21 protein-coding genes, 1 riboswitch and 2 other annotated features (1 of these 24 cut by a window edge) are annotated in these 22,811 nt (G+C 31.7%); all 21 genes read left to right on the top strand.

Features of this window, described 5'->3' with window-relative positions; translation table 11 throughout:
- Positions 1-214: 214 nt before the first annotated feature.
- Entirely contained in the window at positions 215-1,249 is a 1,035-nt protein-coding gene (locus LQ608_RS01270; protein WP_239749240.1) for a glyceraldehyde-3-phosphate dehydrogenase, read from the top strand.
- A gap of 191 nt (positions 1,250-1,440) precedes the next feature.
- Positions 1,441-1,899: a transcriptional regulator NrdR gene (gene nrdR, locus LQ608_RS01265; protein WP_078356422.1), complete on the top strand. Its 459-nt coding sequence runs from the start codon at positions 1,441-1,443 to the stop codon at positions 1,897-1,899.
- Between the two features lie 11 nt (positions 1,900-1,910).
- Positions 1,911-3,293: a replicative helicase loading/DNA remodeling protein DnaB gene (locus LQ608_RS01260; RefSeq protein WP_239749239.1), complete on the top strand. Its 1,383-nt coding sequence runs from the start codon at positions 1,911-1,913 to the stop codon at positions 3,291-3,293.
- Positions 3,293-4,213 (top strand): primosomal protein DnaI, encoded by a 921-nt coding sequence (gene dnaI, locus LQ608_RS01255; protein ID WP_239749238.1) that lies wholly within the window; start codon positions 3,293-3,295, stop codon positions 4,211-4,213. The genes LQ608_RS01260 and dnaI overlap by 1 nt, the downstream gene beginning before the upstream one ends.
- Before the next feature lie 316 nt (positions 4,214-4,529).
- Complete coding sequence (gene thrS, locus LQ608_RS01250) at positions 4,530-6,458, top strand: threonine--tRNA ligase (RefSeq protein ID WP_239749237.1); 1,929 nt, start codon at positions 4,530-4,532, stop codon at positions 6,456-6,458.
- Positions 6,459-6,527: 69 nt separating this feature from the next.
- Positions 6,528-6,700: riboswitch (Lysine riboswitch) on the top strand.
- Positions 6,701-6,789: 89 nt separating this feature from the next.
- Positions 6,790-8,283, top strand: a complete 1,494-nt coding sequence (locus tag LQ608_RS01245; RefSeq protein WP_239749236.1) for an amino acid permease — start codon at positions 6,790-6,792, stop codon at positions 8,281-8,283.
- Between the two features lie 52 nt (positions 8,284-8,335).
- Positions 8,336-8,461, top strand: a sequence feature (ribosomal protein L20 leader region).
- Positions 8,462-8,484: 23 nt separating this feature from the next.
- A complete protein-coding gene (gene infC, locus LQ608_RS01240; protein ID WP_078356427.1) occupies positions 8,485-9,015 on the top strand; it encodes a translation initiation factor IF-3 in 531 nt (176 codons plus the stop codon).
- A gap of 25 nt (positions 9,016-9,040) precedes the next feature.
- The gene (rpmI, locus tag LQ608_RS01235) at positions 9,041-9,241 is read left to right on the top strand and encodes a 50S ribosomal protein L35 (RefSeq protein WP_078356428.1); all 201 of its coding nucleotides are present in this window, start codon (positions 9,041-9,043) and stop codon (positions 9,239-9,241) included.
- A 42-nt stretch (positions 9,242-9,283) separates the two neighbouring features.
- The gene (gene rplT / locus LQ608_RS01230) at positions 9,284-9,643 is read left to right on the top strand and encodes a 50S ribosomal protein L20 (RefSeq protein ID WP_208143750.1); all 360 of its coding nucleotides are present in this window, start codon (positions 9,284-9,286) and stop codon (positions 9,641-9,643) included.
- A gap of 730 nt (positions 9,644-10,373) precedes the next feature.
- Complete coding sequence (locus LQ608_RS01225) at positions 10,374-10,997, top strand: NUDIX domain-containing protein (RefSeq protein ID WP_239749235.1); 624 nt, start codon at positions 10,374-10,376, stop codon at positions 10,995-10,997.
- 2 nt (positions 10,998-10,999) lie between these two features.
- The gene (locus tag LQ608_RS01220; RefSeq protein ID WP_239749234.1) at positions 11,000-11,926 is read left to right on the top strand and encodes a hypothetical protein; all 927 of its coding nucleotides are present in this window, start codon (positions 11,000-11,002) and stop codon (positions 11,924-11,926) included.
- A gap of 96 nt (positions 11,927-12,022) precedes the next feature.
- On the top strand, positions 12,023-13,303 hold the full coding sequence (gene tig, locus LQ608_RS01215) for a trigger factor (RefSeq protein ID WP_239749233.1): 1,281 nt from the start codon (positions 12,023-12,025) through the stop codon (positions 13,301-13,303).
- 122 nt (positions 13,304-13,425) lie between these two features.
- Complete coding sequence (gene clpX, locus LQ608_RS01210) at positions 13,426-14,688, top strand: ATP-dependent Clp protease ATP-binding subunit ClpX (protein ID WP_239749232.1); 1,263 nt, start codon at positions 13,426-13,428, stop codon at positions 14,686-14,688.
- Between the two features lie 120 nt (positions 14,689-14,808).
- A complete protein-coding gene (yihA, locus tag LQ608_RS01205; RefSeq protein ID WP_078356433.1) occupies positions 14,809-15,396 on the top strand; it encodes a ribosome biogenesis GTP-binding protein YihA/YsxC in 588 nt (195 codons plus the stop codon).
- Between the two features lie 74 nt (positions 15,397-15,470).
- Entirely contained in the window at positions 15,471-16,808 is a 1,338-nt protein-coding gene (gene hemA, locus LQ608_RS01200; protein ID WP_239749374.1) for a glutamyl-tRNA reductase, read from the top strand.
- Positions 16,809-16,828: 20 nt separating this feature from the next.
- Entirely contained in the window at positions 16,829-17,662 is an 834-nt protein-coding gene (locus LQ608_RS01195; RefSeq protein ID WP_107509049.1) for a cytochrome C assembly family protein, read from the top strand.
- A gap of 18 nt (positions 17,663-17,680) precedes the next feature.
- On the top strand, positions 17,681-18,604 hold the full coding sequence (gene hemC / locus LQ608_RS01190; RefSeq protein WP_078356436.1) for a hydroxymethylbilane synthase: 924 nt from the start codon (positions 17,681-17,683) through the stop codon (positions 18,602-18,604).
- 15 nt (positions 18,605-18,619) lie between these two features.
- Complete coding sequence (locus LQ608_RS01185; protein WP_107509050.1) at positions 18,620-19,303, top strand: uroporphyrinogen-III synthase; 684 nt, start codon at positions 18,620-18,622, stop codon at positions 19,301-19,303.
- Positions 19,300-20,283 (top strand): porphobilinogen synthase, encoded by a 984-nt coding sequence (hemB, locus tag LQ608_RS01180; protein WP_078356438.1) that lies wholly within the window; start codon positions 19,300-19,302, stop codon positions 20,281-20,283. The genes LQ608_RS01185 and hemB overlap by 4 nt, the downstream gene beginning before the upstream one ends.
- Before the next feature lies 1 nt (position 20,284).
- On the top strand, positions 20,285-21,571 hold the full coding sequence (gene hemL, locus LQ608_RS01175) for a glutamate-1-semialdehyde 2,1-aminomutase (RefSeq protein ID WP_239749231.1): 1,287 nt from the start codon (positions 20,285-20,287) through the stop codon (positions 21,569-21,571).
- A 60-nt stretch (positions 21,572-21,631) separates the two neighbouring features.
- Positions 21,632-22,702 (top strand): AbrB family transcriptional regulator, encoded by a 1,071-nt coding sequence (locus LQ608_RS01170; protein ID WP_239749229.1) that lies wholly within the window; start codon positions 21,632-21,634, stop codon positions 22,700-22,702.
- A 47-nt stretch (positions 22,703-22,749) separates the two neighbouring features.
- Positions 22,750-22,811, top strand: a binding site (T-box leader) (it continues 151 nt past the right edge of the window).

Raw genomic sequence — 22,811 nt, 5'->3', positions numbered from 1 at the left:
ATTCTTATAAAATATATATAACACTCTCAGTCTGTTTGGAATTAATGGACTGAGAGTGTTTTTTGATACATTAGTATTTTTATTGCGTATTTTTATTTACATTAAACTAATGATAAATTTTTAAAAAACATATTAGAAAACGTTTTCAATAAACTTTTAATGTGATATACTAATTGCAATAAATAGTATATCACATTAAAAGGGGTTCTCGACTATGACGAAAAATATTGCAATTAATGGTTTAGGAAGAATTGGAAGAATGGTATTGAGAGGTTCACTTAAATCTGATCTTTTAAACATTGTAGCTATCAATGCTTCTTATCCACCAGAAACAATTGCACATTTAATTAAATATGATTCAACGCACGGTAAATTAGATGGAGAAATTGAAGCGGTTGAAGATGGTATTGTTATAGATGGTCATAAAATACTACTTGTTTCTGAAAGAGATCCTAAATTATTGCCATGGGGAACTTTAGATATTGATATCGTTATCGAAGCAACTGGTAAATTCAATCATGGAGATAAAGCAATTTCTCATATTGATGCTGGTGCTAAAAAAGTTATATTAACTGGACCTTCTAAAGGTGGTCAAGTTCAAACTATCGTAAGAGGTGTAAATGATAATGCGATTGATTTGAATGAGTATGACATATTATCCAACGCATCTTGTACAACAAATTGTTTAAGTCCTGTTGCTAAAGTACTTAATGATACTTTTGGCATTGAAAATGGATTAATGACAACTGTTCATGCTTTTACAAATGATCAAAAAAATCTAGATAATCCGCATAAAGATTTAAGAAGAGCTCGTTCTTGTACTGATAGTATTATTCCAACTTCAACAGGCGCTGCTAAAGCTTTAGCACTCGTACTTCCTGAACTTGAAGGTAAGATGCACGGTATGGCTTTGAGAGTTCCGACTTCCAATGTATCTCTTGTTGATTTAGTAGTAGATTTAAAAACAGATGTGACAGTTGAACAGGTTAACGATGCATTACGTCAAGCAAGTAATGGTCCATTGAAAGGTATTATGGATGTAAATGATGAACCGCTTGTATCTATAGACTTTAATACAGATCCTCATTCGGCAATTGTTGACGAGCAATCTACAATGGTAATCGATTCAAATAAAGTTAAAGTGTTAGCTTGGTACGACAATGAGTGGGGCTATTCAATGAGAGTAGTAGAATTAGCTGAACAAGTTGCAAATATTTTATCAGAAGTTAGAGAACAAAAAATTTCATAATTAATATAATTTACGAAAAGAACGTAATGTGGTAAAACTAATTCCACATTACGTTCTTTTTATTAAAATAATTTCTTTTAAGTGATAAATGTATTATTGTATACCCTATGTAAAATAGTGAGCGTTTAAAAATATACGAAACTACTGTATAATTTATGTATGAAATTAAATGTATATAAGAGGTGAAACGAATGAGATGTCCAAACTGTAAATACGAAAATTCTAAAGTAGTAGACTCTAGACATGCTGATGATTTAGTTGCAATTAGACGAAGAAGAGAATGTGAATCATGTGGCTTTCGTTTCACAACTTTCGAGAGGGTAGAACTTACGCCACTAATAGTCGTTAAAAAAGATGGAGCTAGACAAACTTTCAATAGAGATAAAATATTAAATGGATTGGTTCGATCATGTGAGAAAAGACCGGTTGCTTATCAAAAGTTGGAAGATATTACGAATCAAGTAGAAAAAGAATTAAGATCTGAAGGTATTACAGAAGTATCTTCCAATGATATTGGCGAAAAAGTTATGGAACATTTAATGGACGTGGATCAAGTTTCATATGTAAGATTCGCTTCAGTATATAGAGAATTTAAAGATGTCGATCAATTATTAAAATCAATGCAAGGTATATTGAAAGACCGAAAGTAAGGTGAGTATTAATGGCGGAATATTTTAATGGCGTAAAACCAAGTGATGGTTTTTATGTTAAATCAAATTATAATTATACACATGTTCATCAAGATATATTAATCAGCTTATACACGCCATTAATTGGAACAGATGCAATTGGTGTTTATTTATATTTATCACAATTTAACTATCATAATGAAATAGAAGCATATAACCATTACACGATAATGAATGATTTGAAAATTAATTTATCTAGTTTTAGAGATTCACTCGATTTGTTAGAAGGTATTGGTTTATTAAAAACTTTCTTTAAGACTAATCAACAAGAACAAACATTTGTATATATGCTAGAACAACCAGCAACAACAGAACAGTTTTTCAATGACCCATTGTTATCGGTATTTTTATACCAACAAATCGGTAAATCGAGATATATTTCATTAAAAAATAGATACAAAGATAAAAGTATATCAACAACAGAATATAATGAAGTGACGAAAAGTTTCACTGATGTGTTTAAAATTCCTAATTTATCAGAATTAGAACATCAAGATGATATTCAAATTAAATTAGACTCTAAAAGTAAAGGGCTTGATTTATCGGATGTGCAATTTGATTTTGAAATGTTAGAGTTATTATTGAATAATCATTTGATTTCTAAAGAAATATTGAACAAACAAACTAAAGAAGTCATTATTCAAATTGCAACTTTATATGGCATTACGCCAGTTGAAATGAAATCAATTATTTTAAAATCAATAACAGAAAATCAAACGATTTCTCTACAAGATTTAAGAAAACATGCACGTTCCATATATCAAATTGAGCACGAAGGTGAACTTCCTGCGCTAGAACTAAAACGAGAAAAACCAAAATCTGAACTAAATGATTCACAGCAGGAAGTATATTCTTTGTTGTCATGGTTTGAATTACTTGATACAACTAGTCCGATTGAGATGTTGTCATCATTTACAAAATCAGAACCTACGACTGCGCAAAAAAGGGTTGTTGAAGATATTATAACAAGAGAGAAATTACCGTTTGGCGTATTGAATATATTGTTACAATATGTAATGTTTACAAAAAACATGCAGTTACCGAAAGCATATATTGAAGAAATTGCTTCAAATTGGAAAAAACTAAAATTATCTTCTGCTGAAGAAGCGTATCATCATATTAAAAAACTTGATAAACAAACTGAAGAAAAGAAAAAAGAGCGTATTAATACATCGAATAACTCATTTAAGTTAAAATCAATTGAAAAAACGCCTGAATGGTTGTTGAAACAAAAGTCATCTGAAAAACCAAAAGATGAACAACAGAAAAATAACGAATCGAACGCTGCATTTGAAAAAAGAAAACAAGAGCTTCAAAAAGAAATGGAAGCTTTTTGGAAAGAAGGTGATCATTAATGGAAACATTAGGTCAACATTTAAAACAAAATAAAGATTTTCAAAAGAGATTGGAAAAGATAAAAAAAGATACACTCACTCATAAAGAAGTTAAAGCATTTTTAGATGAACACCAGTCAGAGTTAACAAATGAAATCATTGAGACTGATTTAGACCAGTTACAAGCTTATAAAGATCAATCTAAATGCTGTGAAAAATGTGCGAGTTATAGTAAATGTATAAATTTTGTAAAAGGGCATGTACCAGAATTATATATTGAAAATGATCACATAAAAACAAGGTATTTACCTTGTCCAAATAAAATTGAATATGACGAACGTAAATTTGAATCAAATCTTGTCACTTCATTCCAAATGCCAGAAGAAACTTTAAAGGCAACAATTAAAGATATATATGTTGATAATGAGTCGAGGATGACTATTATTAAAAAAGCCATGGAAATATGCAATAAAATTGTTGCTGGAGAAGATACAAAAGGTCTTTATGTTCATGGTCCTTTTGGTACAGGTAAATCTTATATTCTAGGTGCGATATCTAACCAACTTAAATTAAAAAAACAGCCATCTACAATAATTTATTTACCAGAATTTATTAGAGTGTTGAAAAATGGATTTAATGATGGATCCTTTAGTGATAGATTTGAATCAGCTCGTGAAGCAAAAGTATTGATGTTGGATGATATTGGTGCGGAAGAATTAACACCATGGGTAAGAGATGAAATATTAGGACCATTGCTACATTATAGAATGGTTCACAAATTGCCGACATTTTTTAGTTCTAATTTTAACTTTGATGAATTAGAGTTTCATTTAAGTAAGACGAGACAAGGTGCAGAAATTACAAAAGCGAGTCGTATTATGGAAAGAATCAAAACAATAACTGAAGATTACGAGCTAGAAGGTAAAAATTATAGAGCTTAAATTTAACTTGATATTTTAAAATAGAGTTGTATAATTGAATTATCTTAAATGAATATAAAAATTTAGAGGACATGACGTCTATAAAGCATTTACAGAGAGTCTCATATCGCTGGAATTGAGATAATGCAATATAAATTGTTACTCCCTCATACATGATGTGTTAATCCACATACGGCTCAAGACCGTTATCTTATGTAGAGTTATCGTGCTCAGTTTTTGAGTGCGTTAATGAGGGTGGTACCGCGAGAGATTTCGTCCCTTTGGATGAGGTCTCTTTTTTATGTTCTTTAATAGAAAAAATGAGGAGGAAGTCGTTATGAGTGAAATAAACATTAAATTTCCAGATGGTAATGTGAAAGGGTTTGAACAAGGCACTACAACTGAAGAAATTGCTCAATCTATTAGTCCAGGATTAAGAAAAAAAGCAGTTGCCGGTAAATTTAATAATCAACTAGTAGATTTAACAAGACCTTTGGAAAATGATGGGGAGCTAGAAATCGTTACACCAGGTAGTGATGATGCTTTAGAAGTATTAAGACATTCTACAGCACATTTAATGGCTCAAGCATTACAAAGATTATACGGTGATGTAAAGTTTGGTGTTGGTCCTGTTATTGAAGGTGGTTTCTATTATGATGTAGATACTGAACACAAAATTTCTAGTGACGACTTCGAAACTATAGAAAAAGAAATGAAGCAAATCGTAAATGAAAACTTTAAGATTGAACGTAAAGTTGTAACACGCGATGAAGCAAAAGATTTCTTTAAAAATGATGAATATAAATTGGAATTAATAGATGCTATACCTGAAGATGAAAATGTAACTTTATACGCTCAAGGTGAATTCACTGATTTATGCCGTGGCGTTCACGTACCTTCAACTTCAAAAATTAAAGAGTTCAAACTATTATCAACAGCTGGTGCTTATTGGAGAGGCGATTCAAATAATAAGATGCTTCAACGTATTTATGGCACTGCATTTTTCGATAAAAAAGAATTGAAAGCATATTTGAAAGTTTTAGAAGAAAGAAAAGAACGTGACCATAGAAAAATTGGTAAAGAGTTAGAATTATTTACTACTAACCAAGATGTTGGGGCAGGTCTACCATTATGGTTGCCTAATGGTGCAGTTATTAGACGTGAATTAGAACGTTATATTGTAGATAAAGAAGTAGCAATGGGCTATGACCATGTTTATACTCCAATTATGGCAAACGTTGATTTCTATAAAAAATCTGGTCACTGGGATCATTATCACGAAGACATGTTCCCTACAATGGATCTAGGAAATGAAGAATTAGTTCTTAGACCTATGAACTGTCCACATCATATGATGATTTATAAAAATAGTCGTCATTCATATAGAGAATTACCAATACGTATTGCAGAATTAGGAATGATGCATAGATATGAAGCAAGTGGTGCAGTATCTGGTTTACAACGTGTTAGAGGTATGACTTTAAATGATGCACATATCTTTGTAAGACCTGATCAAATTAAAGAAGAATTTAAACGTGTTGTAAATATGATTCTTGATGTATACGATGACTTTGGATTCGAAGATTATACATTTAGATTAAGTTATCGCAACCCAGAAGATAAAGAAAAGTATTTTGACGATGATGAAATGTGGAATAGAGCACAAACTGTTCTTAAAGAAGTAATTGATGAAATGGAATTACCTTATGAAGAAGCTATAGGGGAAGCGGCCTTTTATGGTCCAAAATTAGACGTACAAGTAAAAACAGCAATGGGTAAAGAAGAAACTTTATCAACAGCTCAACTTGATTTCTTATTACCTCAAAAATTTGATTTAACTTATATCGGTAATGATGGTGAAGAACATCGACCAGTCGTAATTCATAGAGGCGTTATTTCTACTATGGAAAGATTTACTGCATTCTTAATAGAAGAAACAAAAGGTGTATTCCCAATTTGGTTAGCACCGAAACAAGTGGAAATCATTCCTGTAAATATTGATTTACATTATGATTACGCTAGAACAATTCAAGAAGATTTGAAATCTCAAGGTGTACGTGTTCATATTGACGATCGAAATGAGAAAATGGGATATAAAATTCGTGAAGCTCAAATGAAAAAAATACCTTATCAGCTCGTTGTTGGTGACAAAGAAATGGAAAATCAAGAAGTGAATGTTCGCCAGTACGGTTCTAAAGATTCTAAAACAGTTGAAAAAGATGAATTTATTTGGAGCTTAGTTGATGAAATTAGATTGAAAAAGTAATAATCTATTGAAATTACTCGTTTCATCGGGTATAGTTTTAATAGTGAAATTTAATTAAATATTCCTCAGTAATGAGTTAGAGGTTGCGATGTTCAAAAGTAATTATTCAGAAGCGTAATGGCGCGTATGTTGAAATGATGAAAGGGGACGTTGCCGAAATAAATAGTATCCATAATACTATTTATTGGGCCAGTGTTGAATAAATACTGGACTGTCACACTAAGTGATGTGCTACCAATTTGTATGGAATGATCATATATAGGTCGCATATCTTAATGATATGCGACTTTTTTTAGTGGCTCGATTGTGGAATAAAGAAAGGGAAAAAACAATGGCTCAAGAAAAATCAACGAACAATGTTCAAAGAAAGCTTAAAGATAGACATATTTCTATGATTGCCATTGGAGGTTGTATAGGTACTGGTTTATTTATGACTTCTGGTGGTGCGATTAGAGATGCTGGACCAGGTGGAGCATTATTAGCATATGCTGTCGTAGGATTAATGGTGTTCTTCCTTATGACTTCTTTAGGAGAAATGGCAACATATTTGCCAGTTTCAGGATCTTTTAGTACGTATGCAACACGATTTGTAGATCCTTCATTAGGATTTGCATTAGGATGGAATTATTGGTTCAACTGGGTTATTACTGTTGCTGCAGATATTACAATTGCTTCACAAGTTGTCAGCTATTGGGAACCGTTAGAAATTATTCCATCGTGGTTATGGAGTGTCATATTTATGGCCGTTATATTTGGTCTGAATTCATTATCTGTACGTGTATATGGAGAAAGTGAATATTGGTTTGCTTTCATTAAAGTAGCTACAGTTATAATCTTTATCGGGATTGGGTTATTAACGATATTCGGATTACTAGGTGGAGAGTATTTAGGATTCGAAAACTTTGTAGCTGGAGATGCACCGTTCCTTGGAGATTCCAATGTTAATACATTCTTGCTAGTTCTAGGTGTGTTCTTAGTAGCAGGATTCTCTTTCCAAGGTACAGAGTTAATAGGTATTACTGCAGGTGAATCTGAAAATCCAGAACGTGCAGTACCTAAAGCAATTAAACAAGTATTTTGGAGAATAATATTATTCTATGTTTTAGCAATATTTGTAATTGGTATGATTATTCCTTATACTAATCCAAACTTAATGGGTGGAGATGAAATAGCAAAATCACCATTCACATTGGTATTTGAAAATGCTGGTTTAGCATTTGCTGCTTCATTTATGAATGCAGTAATATTAACTTCAGTATTATCAGCAGGTAATTCTGGTATGTATGCATCTGTGAGAATGTTATTCTCTATGAGTAAAGATAAACTTGCTTCACCAGTATTTTCTAAAACAAATAAATTTGGGGTGCCTTATACAGCACTTATGGCTACTGCAGTAGTTGTCGTTCTTATATTTGCTATAGAGCATTTAAGTGGTGGGGCGTATGAGTATATTATCGCAGCATCAGGTATGACAGGATTTATTGCTTGGCTAGGTATAGCAATCAGTCACTTTAGATTTAGAAGAGCATTTGATTTACAAAATTATGATAAATCAAAATTAAAATATACTGCAAAGCTATTCCCATTTGGTCCGTTATTTGCGTTTGCACTTTGCGCAATTGTAATTGTCGGTCAAGATGTTGACTTCATACAAACTGGTGAGTTTGAACCAAGAAGATTCTTCATCACATATATGGGTATTCCAGTATTTTTAGCATTCTTTATTTTCCATAAAGTGAAATATAAAACAAAAATGATACCACTTAAACAAGTTGATTTAAGTCAAGATATCGATATGAAAGAATTTGAAAATAATATTAAATAAAGATTGACATAAAGGTTTATAATTGGTAAGATAAGTTTTGTTGAATACGAAACGGACCAAGTAGAGGCATACCCGCTTCTCACCTGTAGTGACGCGTAAAGCAGTTAGCAGGTACAATAAACCTTTAATGTTTATGGAGGAGAGCGGGTGCATTGTGCATTCGTTCTTTTTTTCTTGGACGACTTCGTAAAATTCTAGGAGGTGTCAACCATAGCTAAAGATCAGACTCAAATAAACGACAAAATTCGTGCGAAAGAACTTCGCCTTATTGGCCAAGATGGGGAACAAATTGGTGTTAAATCAAAATTTGAAGCCATTGAAATGGCTGAAAGAGTAGATTTAGATGTAGTAGTAGTAGCGCCAAATGCTAAACCACCTGTTGCAAGAATTATGGATTACGGTAAATATAAATTCGAACAACAGAAAAAAGAAAAAGAAATGCGTAAGAAACAAAAAATTGTTAGTGTAAAAGAAATTCGATTAAGTCCAACTATCGAAGAACATGACTTTGAAACTAAATTGAAACATGCACAAAAATTCTTATCTAAAGAAGATAAAGTTAAAGTATCTATTAGATTTAGAGGACGTGCGATTACGCATAAAGAAATTGGTCAACGCGTGTTAGAACGCTTTGCAGAATCTTGTAAGGATATAGCAACAGTTGAACAAAGACCTAAAATGGAAGGGCGTTCAATGTTCTTAATGTTAGCGCCAATTTCAAACGACAAATAAACCGAAATAATAGGAGGAAATCTCAATGCCTAAAATGAAAACTCATCGTGGAGCAGCTAAACGTGTTAAAAGAACTGGTTCAGGTCAATTAAAACGTTCTAGATCATTTACTTCACACTTATTTGCAAACAAATCTACTAAAGCGAAACGTAAATTACGTAAAGCTTCATTAGTTTCTAAATCAGATACTAAACGAGTTAAACAAATGTTAACGTACGTAAAATAATAAACATAGCGGACTAATGGTCCATTTTAAGGAGGAATTATAATGCCACGTGTTAAAGGTGGAACAGTGACGAGAGCTCGTCGTAAAAAAGTTTTAAAATTATCTAAAGGTTACTTTGGATCAAAACATACATTATATAAAGTTGCTAAACAACAAGTAATGAAATCAGGTAACTATGCTTACCGTGACCGTCGTCAGAAAAAACGTGAATTCCGTAAATTATGGATTGCACGTATTAATGCAGCATCTCGTCAAAACGACATCAGCTATAGCCGTTTAATGAATGGTCTTAAATTAGCTGGTATTGAAATCAACCGTAAAATGCTTTCTGAAATCGCTGTTTCAGATGAAAAAGCATTTGCTGAATTAGCTACTAAAGCTAAAGACGCATTAGCTAAATAATATATTCTATATAAGAGCAGAAATTCTTCATTGAATTTCTGCTCTTATTTTTTTATAAAAATCATTTTGGTAACTCTTAGACTTTGTTGGTATTTTTTTGCTCGTGCTTACCCCACAGGAGTCAGCGCTACAAAATACCAAATATTAATTAAATATTTATAGTATAGGTGAAATTTATCCTAGAGTTGATTCTATGTTCAATAAATCTACTTATTAAAACAAAAAAACTGAACTTATAAATTCAAGTTCAATTTGTCCGCTATCCGTAGTAGCACTTAGAGCAACCATTTTTCTAATAAAAATAGATATTAAGAACGATTTTGTAAGTGCTGACGCCTGAGGGAATAGTATGCGTGAGAGACTACAGGCTCGAACCATACCCCTAGGCAAGCATGCACGAACAAAATCGTAAGATTGTATAAAAAAGGCAGACAAGCATGCACGAACAAAATCGTAAGATTGTATAAGAAAGTAGATAAGCATGTACGAACAAAATCGTAAGATTGTATAAAAAAGGTAGGCAAGCATGCACGAACAAAATCGTAAGATTGTATAAAAAGGTAGGCAAGCATGCACGAACAAAATCGTGAGATTGTATAAAAAAGGCAGGCAAACATGCACAAACAATATCATAAGATGTTATTAAAAAAAAGAACGAGTAGACCCAACTCCTTTACGCTTTATAAACGCTTTGATAAAATAGTGTAGAAATAAGAATAAGGAGATTATTATGTCTAAATTTGATGAAATGATAACAGTGGTACCAAGAAAGACAATTTTTAATAATGAAACATATCAATTCGATGGATTTAAATCTATCCAAGATGAAGAAACAAAATATATTTACGAAACAATTAATCAATACGAAACTAAAAGACGTGGTGACATGGAAGAAGATCCATCATATAAACAGTTAATTTCATATTGTATTTTAGAAAATGAAAATAACGAAGTGCTAGTTTATGAAAGGTTAACTGGTGGTGGAGAAGGTAGACTTCACGGATTGAGTTCAATAGGTGTAGGTGGACATATGAATGATGTTCCTAATGCTACTAATGTTGAAGAAGTGATAAGAGAAAATGCTGCAAGAGAACTTGAAGAAGAAGTTGGTTTGAGTAAAAAAGATGTAGAAAACATGGAGTTAATCGGATTTATCAATGATGATCAGAATGAAGTTGGTAAAGTTCATATTGGCGTAGTGTTTAAATTAAAAGTCCAAAAAGATAGTGTCGAAGCTATCGAAACTGACACATTGAAAATTAATTGGGTCAACCAATCGGAGTTATCTAATAATGAAAACTATGAAACATGGAGTAGTCTTATTATAGATGGTATATACAGAAGAGGTGAGTAACCTTGAGTGAAATCATTCCATTTCCAAAACTGAAAAACCAACTTATACAAAATATTAATACTGCTATGCAAAAGGAACAATTTGATGAAGCGTATCAAGTGTTCGAATTATATGAACAACATTTTGCAATGGATGAAGACTTATCATTAAAAAAATGTGAAGTTTTAAAAGCGTGTGGTCATTATTTAGAATTGAGAGAAGAAGCAAGTATATTGCTAAATCAAGGGCATGACTATTATGATAAGATTGTTATTTATTTTGTAGAAAGCCTATATTATTTAGAACAATATCAAACAGTAGTTGAAATCATTAATCAAATTAAAGATGAAAATATTGAACATTCTACTAGGATGGCACTACTTCCTATTCAAGATATGGCAAAAGACAAACTTAATCAAAGACAGTTAAAAGCATCAGAAATTTTGAGAGCATTTAAAGAAACACAATTTGAAGAACAAATTAATCTCTTAATAGACTTAATTGATAATCATTTAGGTGTGTTTAATTTAACTTTAGCTCAGATTATAGAGAATGAAACATTGCATCCCAATGTACAAAGTTTGATTTTAGAGTATTTAAGATTAAGTGAATGGTCTGCTGAAGTAAAATTTGAAAAATTAAACGAATTTTTAACTGTTAATCCTATAGAATTAGATGGCATTGAGAGAACAAATTTAAACAAAAATATAATACCTAAAGTAATAGATCAACTTGAAATTGATAGTCCTTCATCGATTGAATTAGCTAAAAGTTTATTGAATCAACATGCTATCGTAATGTATCCAATTGATTTTAGCGAGCTAGAAGATGAAACTTTAATTGCATGTTACTTGAAACTTTTATCAGAACGTTTTATTATAGACGCTAGCTACAATAGTGTTAATCAAGCAGATTGGGACAAATTCATAGATTTTATTGAAAAATTATAATGAATGTAAACACTATAGTTGAAACATCAGAAAGCTATGTTATAATTAAAGAGTTGAAAATTTATAAAATTAGGTTAATCACGGAGGTTTTTATACATGACAGCAACATGGGAAAAGAAGGAAGGTAACCAAGGTTTATTAACTGTTACGGTTCCTAAAGAAGAAGTAGATAAAGGTTTAGACAAAGCATTCAAAAAAGTTGTTAAACAAATTAATGTACCTGGTTTCCGTAAAGGTAAAATGCCAAGACCATTATTTGAACAAAGATTTGGTGTTGAATCATTATACCAAGATGCGTTAGATTTCATTTTACCTGAAGCATATGGTAATGCAGTTGAAGAAGCAGAAATCAACCCAGTTGATCGTCCGGAAATCGACGTTACACAAATGGAAAAAGGTAAAGAACTTATCTTTGAAGCTACTGTAACAGTTGAACCAGAAGTTGAATTAGGTGACTATAAAGGCCTAGCTATAGAAAAACAAGATCGTGAAGTAACTGACGAAGAATTCGATAAAGCTTTAGAAGAAGCAGTTAGTCGTCAAGCTGAATTAACAGTTAAAGAAGGCGAAATCGCTCAAGGTGACGTTGTAAACATTAACTTTGATGGTTATGTTGACGGCGAAGCATTTGAAGGTGGACAAGCTGAAGGTTATGATCTTGAAATTGGTTCTGGATCATTCATTCCAGGATTTGAAGAACAACTTATTGGTCTTAAAGCTAGCGATAGCAAAGAAGTTGTTGTTACATTCCCTGAAGAATACCATGCTGAAGAATTAGCTGGTAAAGAAGCAACATTCAAATGTGAAATTAACGAAGTAAAATCTAAAGAAATTCCAGAATTAGATGATGAGTTAGCTCAAGAGCTTGACGAATCAGTTAAAACAGTAGATGAATATAAAGAAAAATTACGTAAAGATTTAGCAGATGCTAAATTAAATCAAGCAGAAGCAACTGAAAAAGAAGAAGCAATTACTAAAGCTTCTGATAACGCTACAGTTGAAATTCCTGAAGCTATGATTAACACAGAATTAGATCGTATGATGCAAGAATTCGAACAACGTATTTCACAACAAGGATTAAACCTTGAATTATACTATCAATTCTCAGGCCAATCAGAAGAAGAACTTAAAGCACAAATGAAAGAAGACGCTGAAAAACGTGTTAAAACTAATTTAACTTTAAGAGCTATCGCTGATGCTGAGAACATTGAAGTTTCTGATTCAGATGTTGAAGCAGAATTGACTAAAATGAGCGAACAATTTGGATTATCTGTTGAAGATATTAAATCAACATTAGGTAATAACGATATTTTAGTTAACGACCTTAAAATTCAAAAAGTTATCGACTTATTAGTTGCTGAATCAGTTGGAGAATAATTGTTATTCGGTATAAATTAATTATAGTAGCAGAATTTTTCTGCTACTATTCTTTTTTAGTTCGTTTAATTTGAAAAAGTAAAAAACATTTAGTATAGTCTAAAAAGAATAGGGGTGTAAAAATGTTTAAATTTAACGATGGTGAAGAAAACTTAAAATGTTCTTTCTGTGGTAAAGAGCAGGATCAAGTTAAAAAACTTGTAGCTGGTAGTGGTGTCTATATATGTAATGAATGTATAGAGCTTTGTTCTGAAATAGTTGAAGAAGAATTGAAGTCACAAGAGCCAGAACAATTTACTGAAGTTCCTACACCTAAAGAAATTATGGAGCAATTAAACGATTATGTTATCGGACAAGAAAATGCTAAAAAATCATTAGCAGTTGCTGTCTATAACCATTATAAACGTGTTCAACAACCTTCAGAAAGTGAAGATGGTGTTGATTTACAAAAAAGTAATATCGCATTAATTGGGCCTACTGGTAGTGGTAAAACATTACTTGCTCAAACATTAGCCAAATCATTAAACGTTCCATTTGCAATAGCAGATGCAACTAGTTTAACGGAAGCTGGTTATGTAGGTGAAGACGTAGAAAATATACTTTTAAGATTAATCCAAGCAGCTGACTTTGATGTTGAAAGTGCTGAAAAGGGTATTATATATGTTGATGAGATTGACAAAATCGCACGTAAATCTGAAAATACATCTATAACAAGAGATGTTTCTGGTGAAGGTGTTCAACAAGCATTGCTTAAAATTCTTGAAGGTACAACAGCTAGTGTTCCGCCACAAGGTGGTAGGAAACATCCTAACCAAGAATTCATTCAAATAGATACAACAAATATACTATTTATTCTTGGTGGTGCGTTTGATGGAATCGATGAAGTCATTAAACGTAGATTAGGTGAAAAGATCATTGGATTTAGTAGTTCTGGTGAAGAAATTAGTGATGAAGAGTCATTACTATCACAAATCAGACCTGAAGATTTACAATCTTATGGTTTAATCCCAGAATTTATCGGCAGAATTCCTATTGTAGCTAATCTTGAAACATTAGATGTTGATGCATTGAAAAACATCTTAACTCAACCTAAGAATGCATTAGTAAAACAGTATACTAAAATGCTTGACTTAGATGACGTTGAATTACAATTTGATGAAAATGCATTAACTGCTATTAGTGAATTAGCTATAGAACGTAAAACTGGTGCACGTGGATTACGTTCTATAATTGAAGAAGCACTTATTGATATCATGTTTGATATTCCTTCAAGCAACGATGTTAGTAAAGTTGTGATTACTGAAGATACAATTAGAGATAATAAATTACCTAACTTATTTGATAGTGAAGGTAACTTAATAAATGATGAAAAAACATCAGCATAATCTTAATTAATCTATTAGAGGCTGGGACAATATATTGTCTCAGCCTTTAATCTTTGTGGTTTGTTTAAAATATAGCCAATATAAGATATAATAAAAGAAACAAATTTGTAGGAGAAAACAATGAAAATTAATCCGAATAACGTAGATATAATTATAAGTGCAGTTGATCCAAAGCAATATCCTGAAACTGGTTTGCCAGAGATTGCTCTAAGTGGGCGTTCTAATGTTGGTAAGTCAACGTTTATTAATACATTAATATCAAGAAAAAAAGTTGCTAGAACGTCATCTAAACCTGGGAAGACACAAACTTTAAACTTCTTTAATATAGATGAACAACTTGTATTTGTTGATGTACCAGGATATGGATATGCAAAAGTGAGTAAAAAGCAAAGAGAACAGTTTGGTAAGATGATAGAACAATATTTAACTACTAGAAATGAGTTGAAATGTGTCATTCAATTAGTGGATATAAGACATAAACCGACTCAAGATGATGTGTTGATGTATAATTATTTAAAACATTTTGAAATACCTACAATTATTATCGCGACTAAAGAGGATAAGATACCAAAAGGTAAAGTTCAAAAACATTTAAAAATTATACGAGAAACATTAGAGGTTGATTCTGAGGATAAATTAATAAGTTATTCTTCATTAAATAAAGATAAGACAGACAATATATGGGCGTTATTGTCACAATTTATTTAAACAAAATCCTCACATTCCTAAATTAGAAATGTTATAATTTAGACATTGGACATAAATTAATGGGGGCGTTAGAAGTGCATGTTGTTGTAGTAAGCGTAAACTATAAGACTGCAGATGTTGCGATGCGAGAAAAACTAGCATTTAATGATCAAGAAATTGAGAATGCACTCGTAACTCTTAGTAATAAAAAATCAATTTTAGAATGTGTCATTTTATCGACATGTAATAGAACTGAAGTATATGCTGTTGTAGATCAAATACACACTGGTAAATATTATATTCAGTCTTTCTTAGCTGATTGGTTTGACCAATCGTTAGATACAATTAAATCTTATACAAATGTGTTAACTGAGAATGAAGCAGTAGAACATTTGTTCAGAGTAACATCTGGTTTAGATTCAATGGTTCTAGGTGAAACGCAAATTTTAGGACAGATGAAAGATGCGTTTCAAATTGCACAAACTGAGGTTACAACAGGTACTATGTTTAATCGATTATTCAAACAAGCTATAACATTGGCTAAACGTGGTCATCACGAAACAGACATAGCTTCTAATGCCGTATCAGTTTCATATGCAGCTGTGGAATTATCGAAAAAAGTACTTGGCAAACTAGATAATAAGAAAGCATTAATCATTGGAGCAGGAGAAATGGCTGAGTTAGCAGTAGCTAATTTGAATGGTAGTGGTGTAAATGACATTACTGTTTTAAATAGAACTGTTGCAAAAGCTGAAGCATTAGCTATGCAATATAAAGGTGTAGCTAAAAGCATGAATGAACTACAATGTTCGTTGATGGAAGCTGATATCGTCATTAGTTCTACGAGTGCGGAGCATTATGTATTAACTAAAGATATGATGAAAGATGTTGAGCGCTTTAGAAAAAATAAACCACTTGTATTAATTGATATTGCTGTGCCGAGGGATATAGATCCTGAAGTGAATGATTTAGAACTAATGTTTAATTATGATGTGGATGATTTAAACGGCCTTGTAGATGCAAATCTAGCTGAACGTGAGCAAGCAGCTCGTGAAATAGAATTGCTTATTGCTAAAGAAATTGATAAGCATGAAGAATGGGTGAATATGCTTGGCGTTGTGCCGATAATTACAGCACTTAGAGGTAAAGCATCACATATACAAGAAGAAACAATGGTAAGTGTCGAAAGAAAACTACCTGATATGACTGAAAGAGAAAGAAAAGTCATTTCTAAGCATATGAAAAGTATCGTAAATCAATTATTAAAAGATCCGATAACTCAAGCTAAAGAATTATCAACTGATAAAAAATCAGCAGAAAAATTAGAATTATTCCAAGAAATCTTTAATATTACGAATGAAGTAGATCAATTAAATGATACAAAGAAAGAAATAAAAAGAAGTCAATTGTCTCCTAACACAGTTGAAACTTAATCAAAATATATGGTGATGCTATGCAAGATGTAATTGCGGTACGTTTGCATGAAATTGTCTTAGTTATTTACATGATTTGTTTAGGGTGCTATTTCTATGACTTTATTCAAAAAAATTCTAAAGTAAGAAAGCTTGGGTATTATGCACTGGGGATTGTTTGGATTTTTCAAACAATCTTTTTGTGCATGTATATTGTTACAACAAAACAATTTCCAATCTTGACGATATTTGAAGGATTTTATTTTTATACATGGATGATTATTACAGTTTCATTAGTTTTAAACTATTTTAAATCAACGGATTTAACAGTCTTTATTATTAATTTAATTGGATTTGTATTTTTAGTTATTCATACATTTAGACCTGAGCAATATGATACGGAAAATACGGCATCTAATATTATGAATGAATTACTATTAATACATATTTCTTTGGCTATATTAAGCTATGTTCTGTTTGCATTGAGTACATCACATGCAATTTTATATTTACTCCAGAGAAAAAATCTAAAAGAGAAAAAGTTCAACCAAAAGTTCTTTAGAATGGGTAGTATTGAACAACTAGAGCAAAATGTTTTTAGATTTTCTTTAATAGGATTTTTAGTGTTACTTATTAGTTTAATATTAGGTATACAATGGGGCTTAATTATAATTGGTAGTGAGATATGGATAGATATGAAAGTGATCGGTTCTTTAATTGTTTTACTACTTTATGGTGTTTATTTATATTTAAGAGTAAGAAAATCAATCAATACTAAAACGTTAGTGATAGCGAATATTATGATATTTTTAGTGTGTATGATAAATTATTTGGTGGTCTCAAAGTTTTCGGGATTTCATCAGTGGTTTAATTAAACAATAATGGAGGAAGTTATGCGTAAAATTATTGTAGGTTCTAGAAAAAGTAAATTAGCAATGACACAAAGTCAGCAATTTATAGATAAATTGAAAGAAAAGCATCCAGATTTAGATATCGAAATTAAAGAAATTGTAACTAAAGGCGATAGAATTGTCGATGTTCAATTGTCTAAAGTTGGTGGTAAAGGTTTATTCGTAAAAGAAATACAACAAGCATTATTTGATCATGAAATAGACTTTGCTATTCATTCACTTAAAGATGTGCCTAGCGAATTGCCGGAAGCATTAACACTTGGATGTATACCTGAGAGAGAAATTCCTTTTGATGCATATATTGCTAATAATCATGTTAAACTTGCAGAATTAAAGCCAGGCAGTATTGTTGGTACTAGTTCTTTAAGACGTGGTGCACAAATTTTAGCTAAATATCCTCACTTAGAAATCAAATGGATTAGAGGGAACATCGATACACGATTGAAGAAATTAGAAACTGAGGATTTTGATGCTATAATACTTGCTGCTGCAGGATTAAAGCGCATGGGTTGGAGCGAAGATATCGTTACTGAATATTTACAAGAGGATACAATGGTTCCAGCAATAGGTCAAGGTGCATTAGGTATAGAATGTAGAAGTGACGACAAAGAATTATTAGATATTCTAAAATCTGTGCATGATGAAAAAGTGGAAACGTGTGTAACATGCGAAAGAACATTTTTAAATGAAATGGATGGAAGTTGTAAAGTTCCAATTGCAGGTTATGCAACAAAAGATGGCAATGAAATTTCATTTACAGGATTAATTATGTCTCCTGATGGTAAAGAAAGATATGAATCTACAAAAGTAGGTACCGATCCAGTAGAAATCGGTAAACAAGTATCTGAAGAATTAAAATCCCAAGGTGCATATGAAATTATTAAGAAATTAAATGAAGAAGCATAATAAGGAGTAGTTAAAATGAAGCCGATTATAGTGGTTACGAGTACAAGAACTGTTCAACGTGAAGACGTAGAGATTCGACATTATCCATTTATAGATATTGTCCCTATCCAATTTGAACAGTCTTGTTTAAAACCCCACTATGATTGGCTTATTTTTACGTCTGTAAATGCTATTAAAATTTTTGAACCATATTTACCAAAGATACAAGTTAATCATATTGCAGTAATTGGTTCTAAAACGAAAAAAATAGCTGAAAAACTTAATATACCTGTTGATACAATGCCGGAAACATTTACGCAAGAAGGCATGTTAAATGATTTTAAAGACAAACTTTATAATCAATCTGTATTGATACCATGCAGTAAACAAGCAAGAGATAAATTAACAACTCAGTTATCTGAATGGAGTAATCAAGTTCAAAGGCTGAATATATATGAGCCAGTAACAAATACTGATAATGTTCATAAGGTGCATGAACTAATTACAAACAATAAAGTTACGCATATAACATTTTCAAGTTCTTCAGCAGTTTCAAGTTATTTTGAAACCTACAAAGAAATTGGTCATGGCGTAGAAGTATATGCAATTGGAGAAATCACTCAACAAAAATTAAATACATATCATCAAACTTCTAAAATAGCTTTAGAATCTACTTTAGAAGATATGATAAATACAATCTTGAAAGAGGTAAAATTATGAAATTTGATAGACATAGAAGATTAAGATCATCACAATCAATGAGAAATATGGTAAAAGAAACGTATGTTCATAAATCTGATTTAATATATCCTATATTTGTGATTGAAGAAGATAATATTAAAAATGAAATCTCATCAATGCCTGGGATTTATCAATTGAGTTTAAACCTGTTAGAAGAAGAATTAAAAGAAGCATATGACCTAGGTATTAGAGGTGTAATGTTCTTTGGAATTCCTAATGAAAAAGATGCTTGTGGTACTGGTGCATTTATCGATGATGGAATTATTCAAAAAGCGACTCGATTATCTAAAAGTAAGTTCCCAGATTTATTAGTTGTGGCAGATACTTGTCTTTGTGAATACACAGATCATGGTCATTGTGGTGTGATAGATGAAGCTACAAGCGATGTAGATAACGATAAGTCATTAGAATTACTTGTTAAAACAGCTGTTTCACAAGCGAAAGCTGGAGCAGACATTATTGCACCAAGTAACATGATGGACGGATTTGTAGCCGAAATAAGAGCAGGACTTGATCAAGCAGGATTTATTAACATGCCGATTATGAGCTATGGTATTAAATATGCATCTAGTTTTTATGGTCCTTTCAGAGAGGCTGCAGAAGGTGCGCCTTCATTTGGTGATCGTAAAACATATCAAATGGACCCGAGCAATCGCTTAGAAGCATTTAGAGAATTAGAAAGTGACATTAAAGAAGGTTGCGACATGATGATTGTTAAACCTGCTTTAAGTTATTTAGATATTATAAGAGATGTGCGTAACCGTTCTGACTTACCTATAGTTGCGTATAACGTAAGTGGCGAATATAGTATGACAAAAGCAGCTTCACTAAATGGCTGGATAGATGAAGAAAAAATTGTTATGGAACAAATGACTTCAATGAAACGTGCTGGAGCAGACATGATTATTACTTATTTCGCAAAAGATATTTGTAAATATCTAGATGGAGGAGACTATTAATATGAGATACGAACAATCAATTGAAGCATACAAAGAAGCAGTAGATTTAATGCCTGGTGGCGTAAATAGTCCAGTTAGAGCATTTAAATCTGTAGATACACCGCCGATATTTATGGATCACGGTAAAGGATCAAAGATATATGATGTAGATGGTAATGAATATATTGATTACGTATTAAGTTGGGGGCCTTTAATTTTAGGTCATTCTCACGAAAAAGTTAAAACAGCTTTACACGCAGCGGTAGATAAAGGAACTTCATTTGGTGCTTCTACAAAGCTTGAAAATAAAATGGCACAACTCGTAATTGAACGTGTTCCATCTATTGAGATGGTAAGAATGGTATCTTCAGGTACAGAAGCAACATTAGCAGCATTACGACTTTCAAGAGGTTATACTGGCAGAAATAAAATATTGAAATTTGAAGGTTGTTATCATGGGCATAGTGATTCATTACTAATCAAAGCTGGCTCTGGGGTAGCAACTTTAGGATTACCAGACTCTCCAGGCGTACCTGAAGGCACTGCGAAAAATACAATTACAGTCCCTTATAATGATATTGAAGCTGTAAAAGTGGCTTTTGAACAATTTGGTGATGATATCGCAGGTGTTATTGTAGAACCTGTTGCCGGTAATATGGGTGTAGTACCACCTGTAGAAGGTTTCTTAGAAGGTTTACGTGATATTACAAAAGAATATGGTTCTGTGTTAATCTTTGATGAAGTTATGACAGGATTTAGAGTAGGATACAATTGTGCACAAGGGTATTTTGGTGTTACGCCTGACTTAACTTGTCTAGGAAAAGTTATTGGTGGAGGATTGCCGGTAGGTGCTTTCGGTGGTAAAAGAGAAATTATGGAAGAAATAGCTCCAGTTGGAAATGTTTATCAAGCAGGAACACTTTCAGGAAATCCATTGGCTATGACTAGTGGCTTTGCAACTTTAAGTGAACTAACTGAAGATAGTTATAGCTATTTTAATGAATTAGGAGATTTACTTGAAAAAGGTCTGAAAGATGTGTTTTCTAAACATGAAGTACCAATAACAGTTAATCGTGCTGGTTCAATGATAGGTTATTTCTTGAATAAAGGTCCAGTAACTAATTTTGATGAAGCTAATTCATCAGATTTAGAAATGTTTAGTAATATGTATAGAGAAATGGCTCAAGAAGGTGTGTTCTTGCCACCATCACAATTCGAAGGTACTTTTTTATCAACAGCTCATACTAAAGAAGATATAGAAAAAACAATTCAAGCATTTGATACAGCACTATCTAGAATTACAAAATAACAATTATAACCTCAATTTATATTTTTAATAATGGTATAATTTTACACGAGGTGTTAATTGATGCATAGAAATAAACAGAACATAATAATTGTAAGTTTGCTAGCTATAATACTTGGCTTTATACTCCAAAGCATTCATATGATTTTACCTTGGTTATTTGGTCCGATATTTGCTAGCATTATCGTTATAAAATTAATGAAACGCTCAATTAAATGGCCGAATTGGTTAGGTAATATAGGATTACTCATTTTAGGAGTTCAAATGGGTTCTACTTTTACACTTGATGTACTTCATGATATAAAAGATGAATGGTTACAGATTGTATTAATGTCAGTATTTATCATATTACTCGCTTTAATTATATCTATAGTCTTTAAAAAGATAGCCAATGTTTCATTTGAAACAGCATTATTAAGTGCAATCCCTGGAGCTCTAAGCCAAATGGTTGTTATGGCGGAAGAGAATAAAAAAGCAGACTTACTCATCGTTACACTTACTCAAACATCACGAATTATGTTTGTTGTAATCTTAGTTCCTATTATTTCTTCAATATATGGTAGTAATGGTTCAAGTTCTAGACAAATTGATGCAGCACCTTCTATATTTTCAGTTTTAGATTTAACGGGATATATTACGTTGATTGTAGGAATAATGATTTTATTTTTATTATTCTACAAGATTAAGTTTCCTGTTCCTCATTTACTTGCACCAATTTTTGTTCTTCTTACTTGGAATTTATATACTGAACAGGTTTTCTCTTTAGATTATCAGTTGATTATAATTGCTCAAGTGTTATTCGGAATAAGAATAGGGGTTCAAATATCTGATTTAATAAATAATCTGACTAAAAAGACTGTGTTTGCAATAGCATTCCAAAATGTCTCGTTAATACTTGGTGCTTTTATACTTGTGTTTATTTTTGATCTTTTTATTGATGACAATATTAATGACTTGTTTTTAAGTGCTGCTCCAGGGGGAATGGCACAAATTATAGTAGTTGCGCTTGAAACTGGTGGAGATGTCGCAATGATTTCAAGCTATCATATTTTTAGGATATTTTTTATACTTCTAATTATTTCACCATTAATAAAGGTTTTCTTAAGCATAAGGTCTAAGAAATACGGTAATTAGTACTTTCAATATTGACTTATATTGAAAGTGCTTATATTATTAAAGTAATTAAATATTTAACAAGGAAGAGTAAATCATTGATTATTTGAAGAGAGTGTATGGTTGGTGT

The organism is Mammaliicoccus sp. H-M34 (genome assembly GCF_022386495.1).
GTDB lineage: Bacteria > Bacillota > Bacilli > Staphylococcales > Staphylococcaceae > Mammaliicoccus > Mammaliicoccus fleurettii.
This window is presented reverse-complemented; position numbering and strand designations above follow the sequence as displayed.

Excerpts from the sequence above, each read along its gene's own strand:
- LQ608_RS01170 (WP_239749229.1), top strand. The coding sequence starts at position 21,632 with ATGCATAGAAATAAACAGAACATAATAATTGTAAGTTTGCTAGCTATA.
- hemL (WP_239749231.1), top strand. The coding sequence starts at position 20,285 with ATGAGATACGAACAATCAATTGAAGCATACAAAGAAGCAGTAGATTTA.
- LQ608_RS01270 (WP_239749240.1), top strand. The coding sequence starts at position 215 with ATGACGAAAAATATTGCAATTAATGGTTTAGGAAGAATTGGAAGAATG.
- LQ608_RS01245 (WP_239749236.1), top strand. The coding sequence starts at position 6,790 with ATGGCTCAAGAAAAATCAACGAACAATGTTCAAAGAAAGCTTAAAGAT.
- tig (WP_239749233.1), top strand. The coding sequence starts at position 12,023 with ATGACAGCAACATGGGAAAAGAAGGAAGGTAACCAAGGTTTATTAACT.
- thrS (WP_239749237.1), top strand. The coding sequence starts at position 4,530 with ATGAGTGAAATAAACATTAAATTTCCAGATGGTAATGTGAAAGGGTTT.
- LQ608_RS01225 (WP_239749235.1), top strand. The coding sequence starts at position 10,374 with ATGTCTAAATTTGATGAAATGATAACAGTGGTACCAAGAAAGACAATT.
- nrdR (WP_078356422.1), top strand. The coding sequence starts at position 1,441 with ATGAGATGTCCAAACTGTAAATACGAAAATTCTAAAGTAGTAGACTCT.
- LQ608_RS01260 (WP_239749239.1), top strand. The coding sequence starts at position 1,911 with ATGGCGGAATATTTTAATGGCGTAAAACCAAGTGATGGTTTTTATGTT.
- clpX (WP_239749232.1), top strand. The coding sequence starts at position 13,426 with ATGTTTAAATTTAACGATGGTGAAGAAAACTTAAAATGTTCTTTCTGT.
- yihA (WP_078356433.1), top strand. The coding sequence starts at position 14,809 with ATGAAAATTAATCCGAATAACGTAGATATAATTATAAGTGCAGTTGAT.
- LQ608_RS01195 (WP_107509049.1), top strand. The coding sequence starts at position 16,829 with ATGCAAGATGTAATTGCGGTACGTTTGCATGAAATTGTCTTAGTTATT.
- hemB (WP_078356438.1), top strand. The coding sequence starts at position 19,300 with ATGAAATTTGATAGACATAGAAGATTAAGATCATCACAATCAATGAGA.
- rplT (WP_208143750.1), top strand. The coding sequence starts at position 9,284 with ATGCCACGTGTTAAAGGTGGAACAGTGACGAGAGCTCGTCGTAAAAAA.
- hemC (WP_078356436.1), top strand. The coding sequence starts at position 17,681 with ATGCGTAAAATTATTGTAGGTTCTAGAAAAAGTAAATTAGCAATGACA.
- dnaI (WP_239749238.1), top strand. The coding sequence starts at position 3,293 with ATGGAAACATTAGGTCAACATTTAAAACAAAATAAAGATTTTCAAAAG.
- LQ608_RS01185 (WP_107509050.1), top strand. The coding sequence starts at position 18,620 with ATGAAGCCGATTATAGTGGTTACGAGTACAAGAACTGTTCAACGTGAA.
- rpmI (WP_078356428.1), top strand. The coding sequence starts at position 9,041 with ATGCCTAAAATGAAAACTCATCGTGGAGCAGCTAAACGTGTTAAAAGA.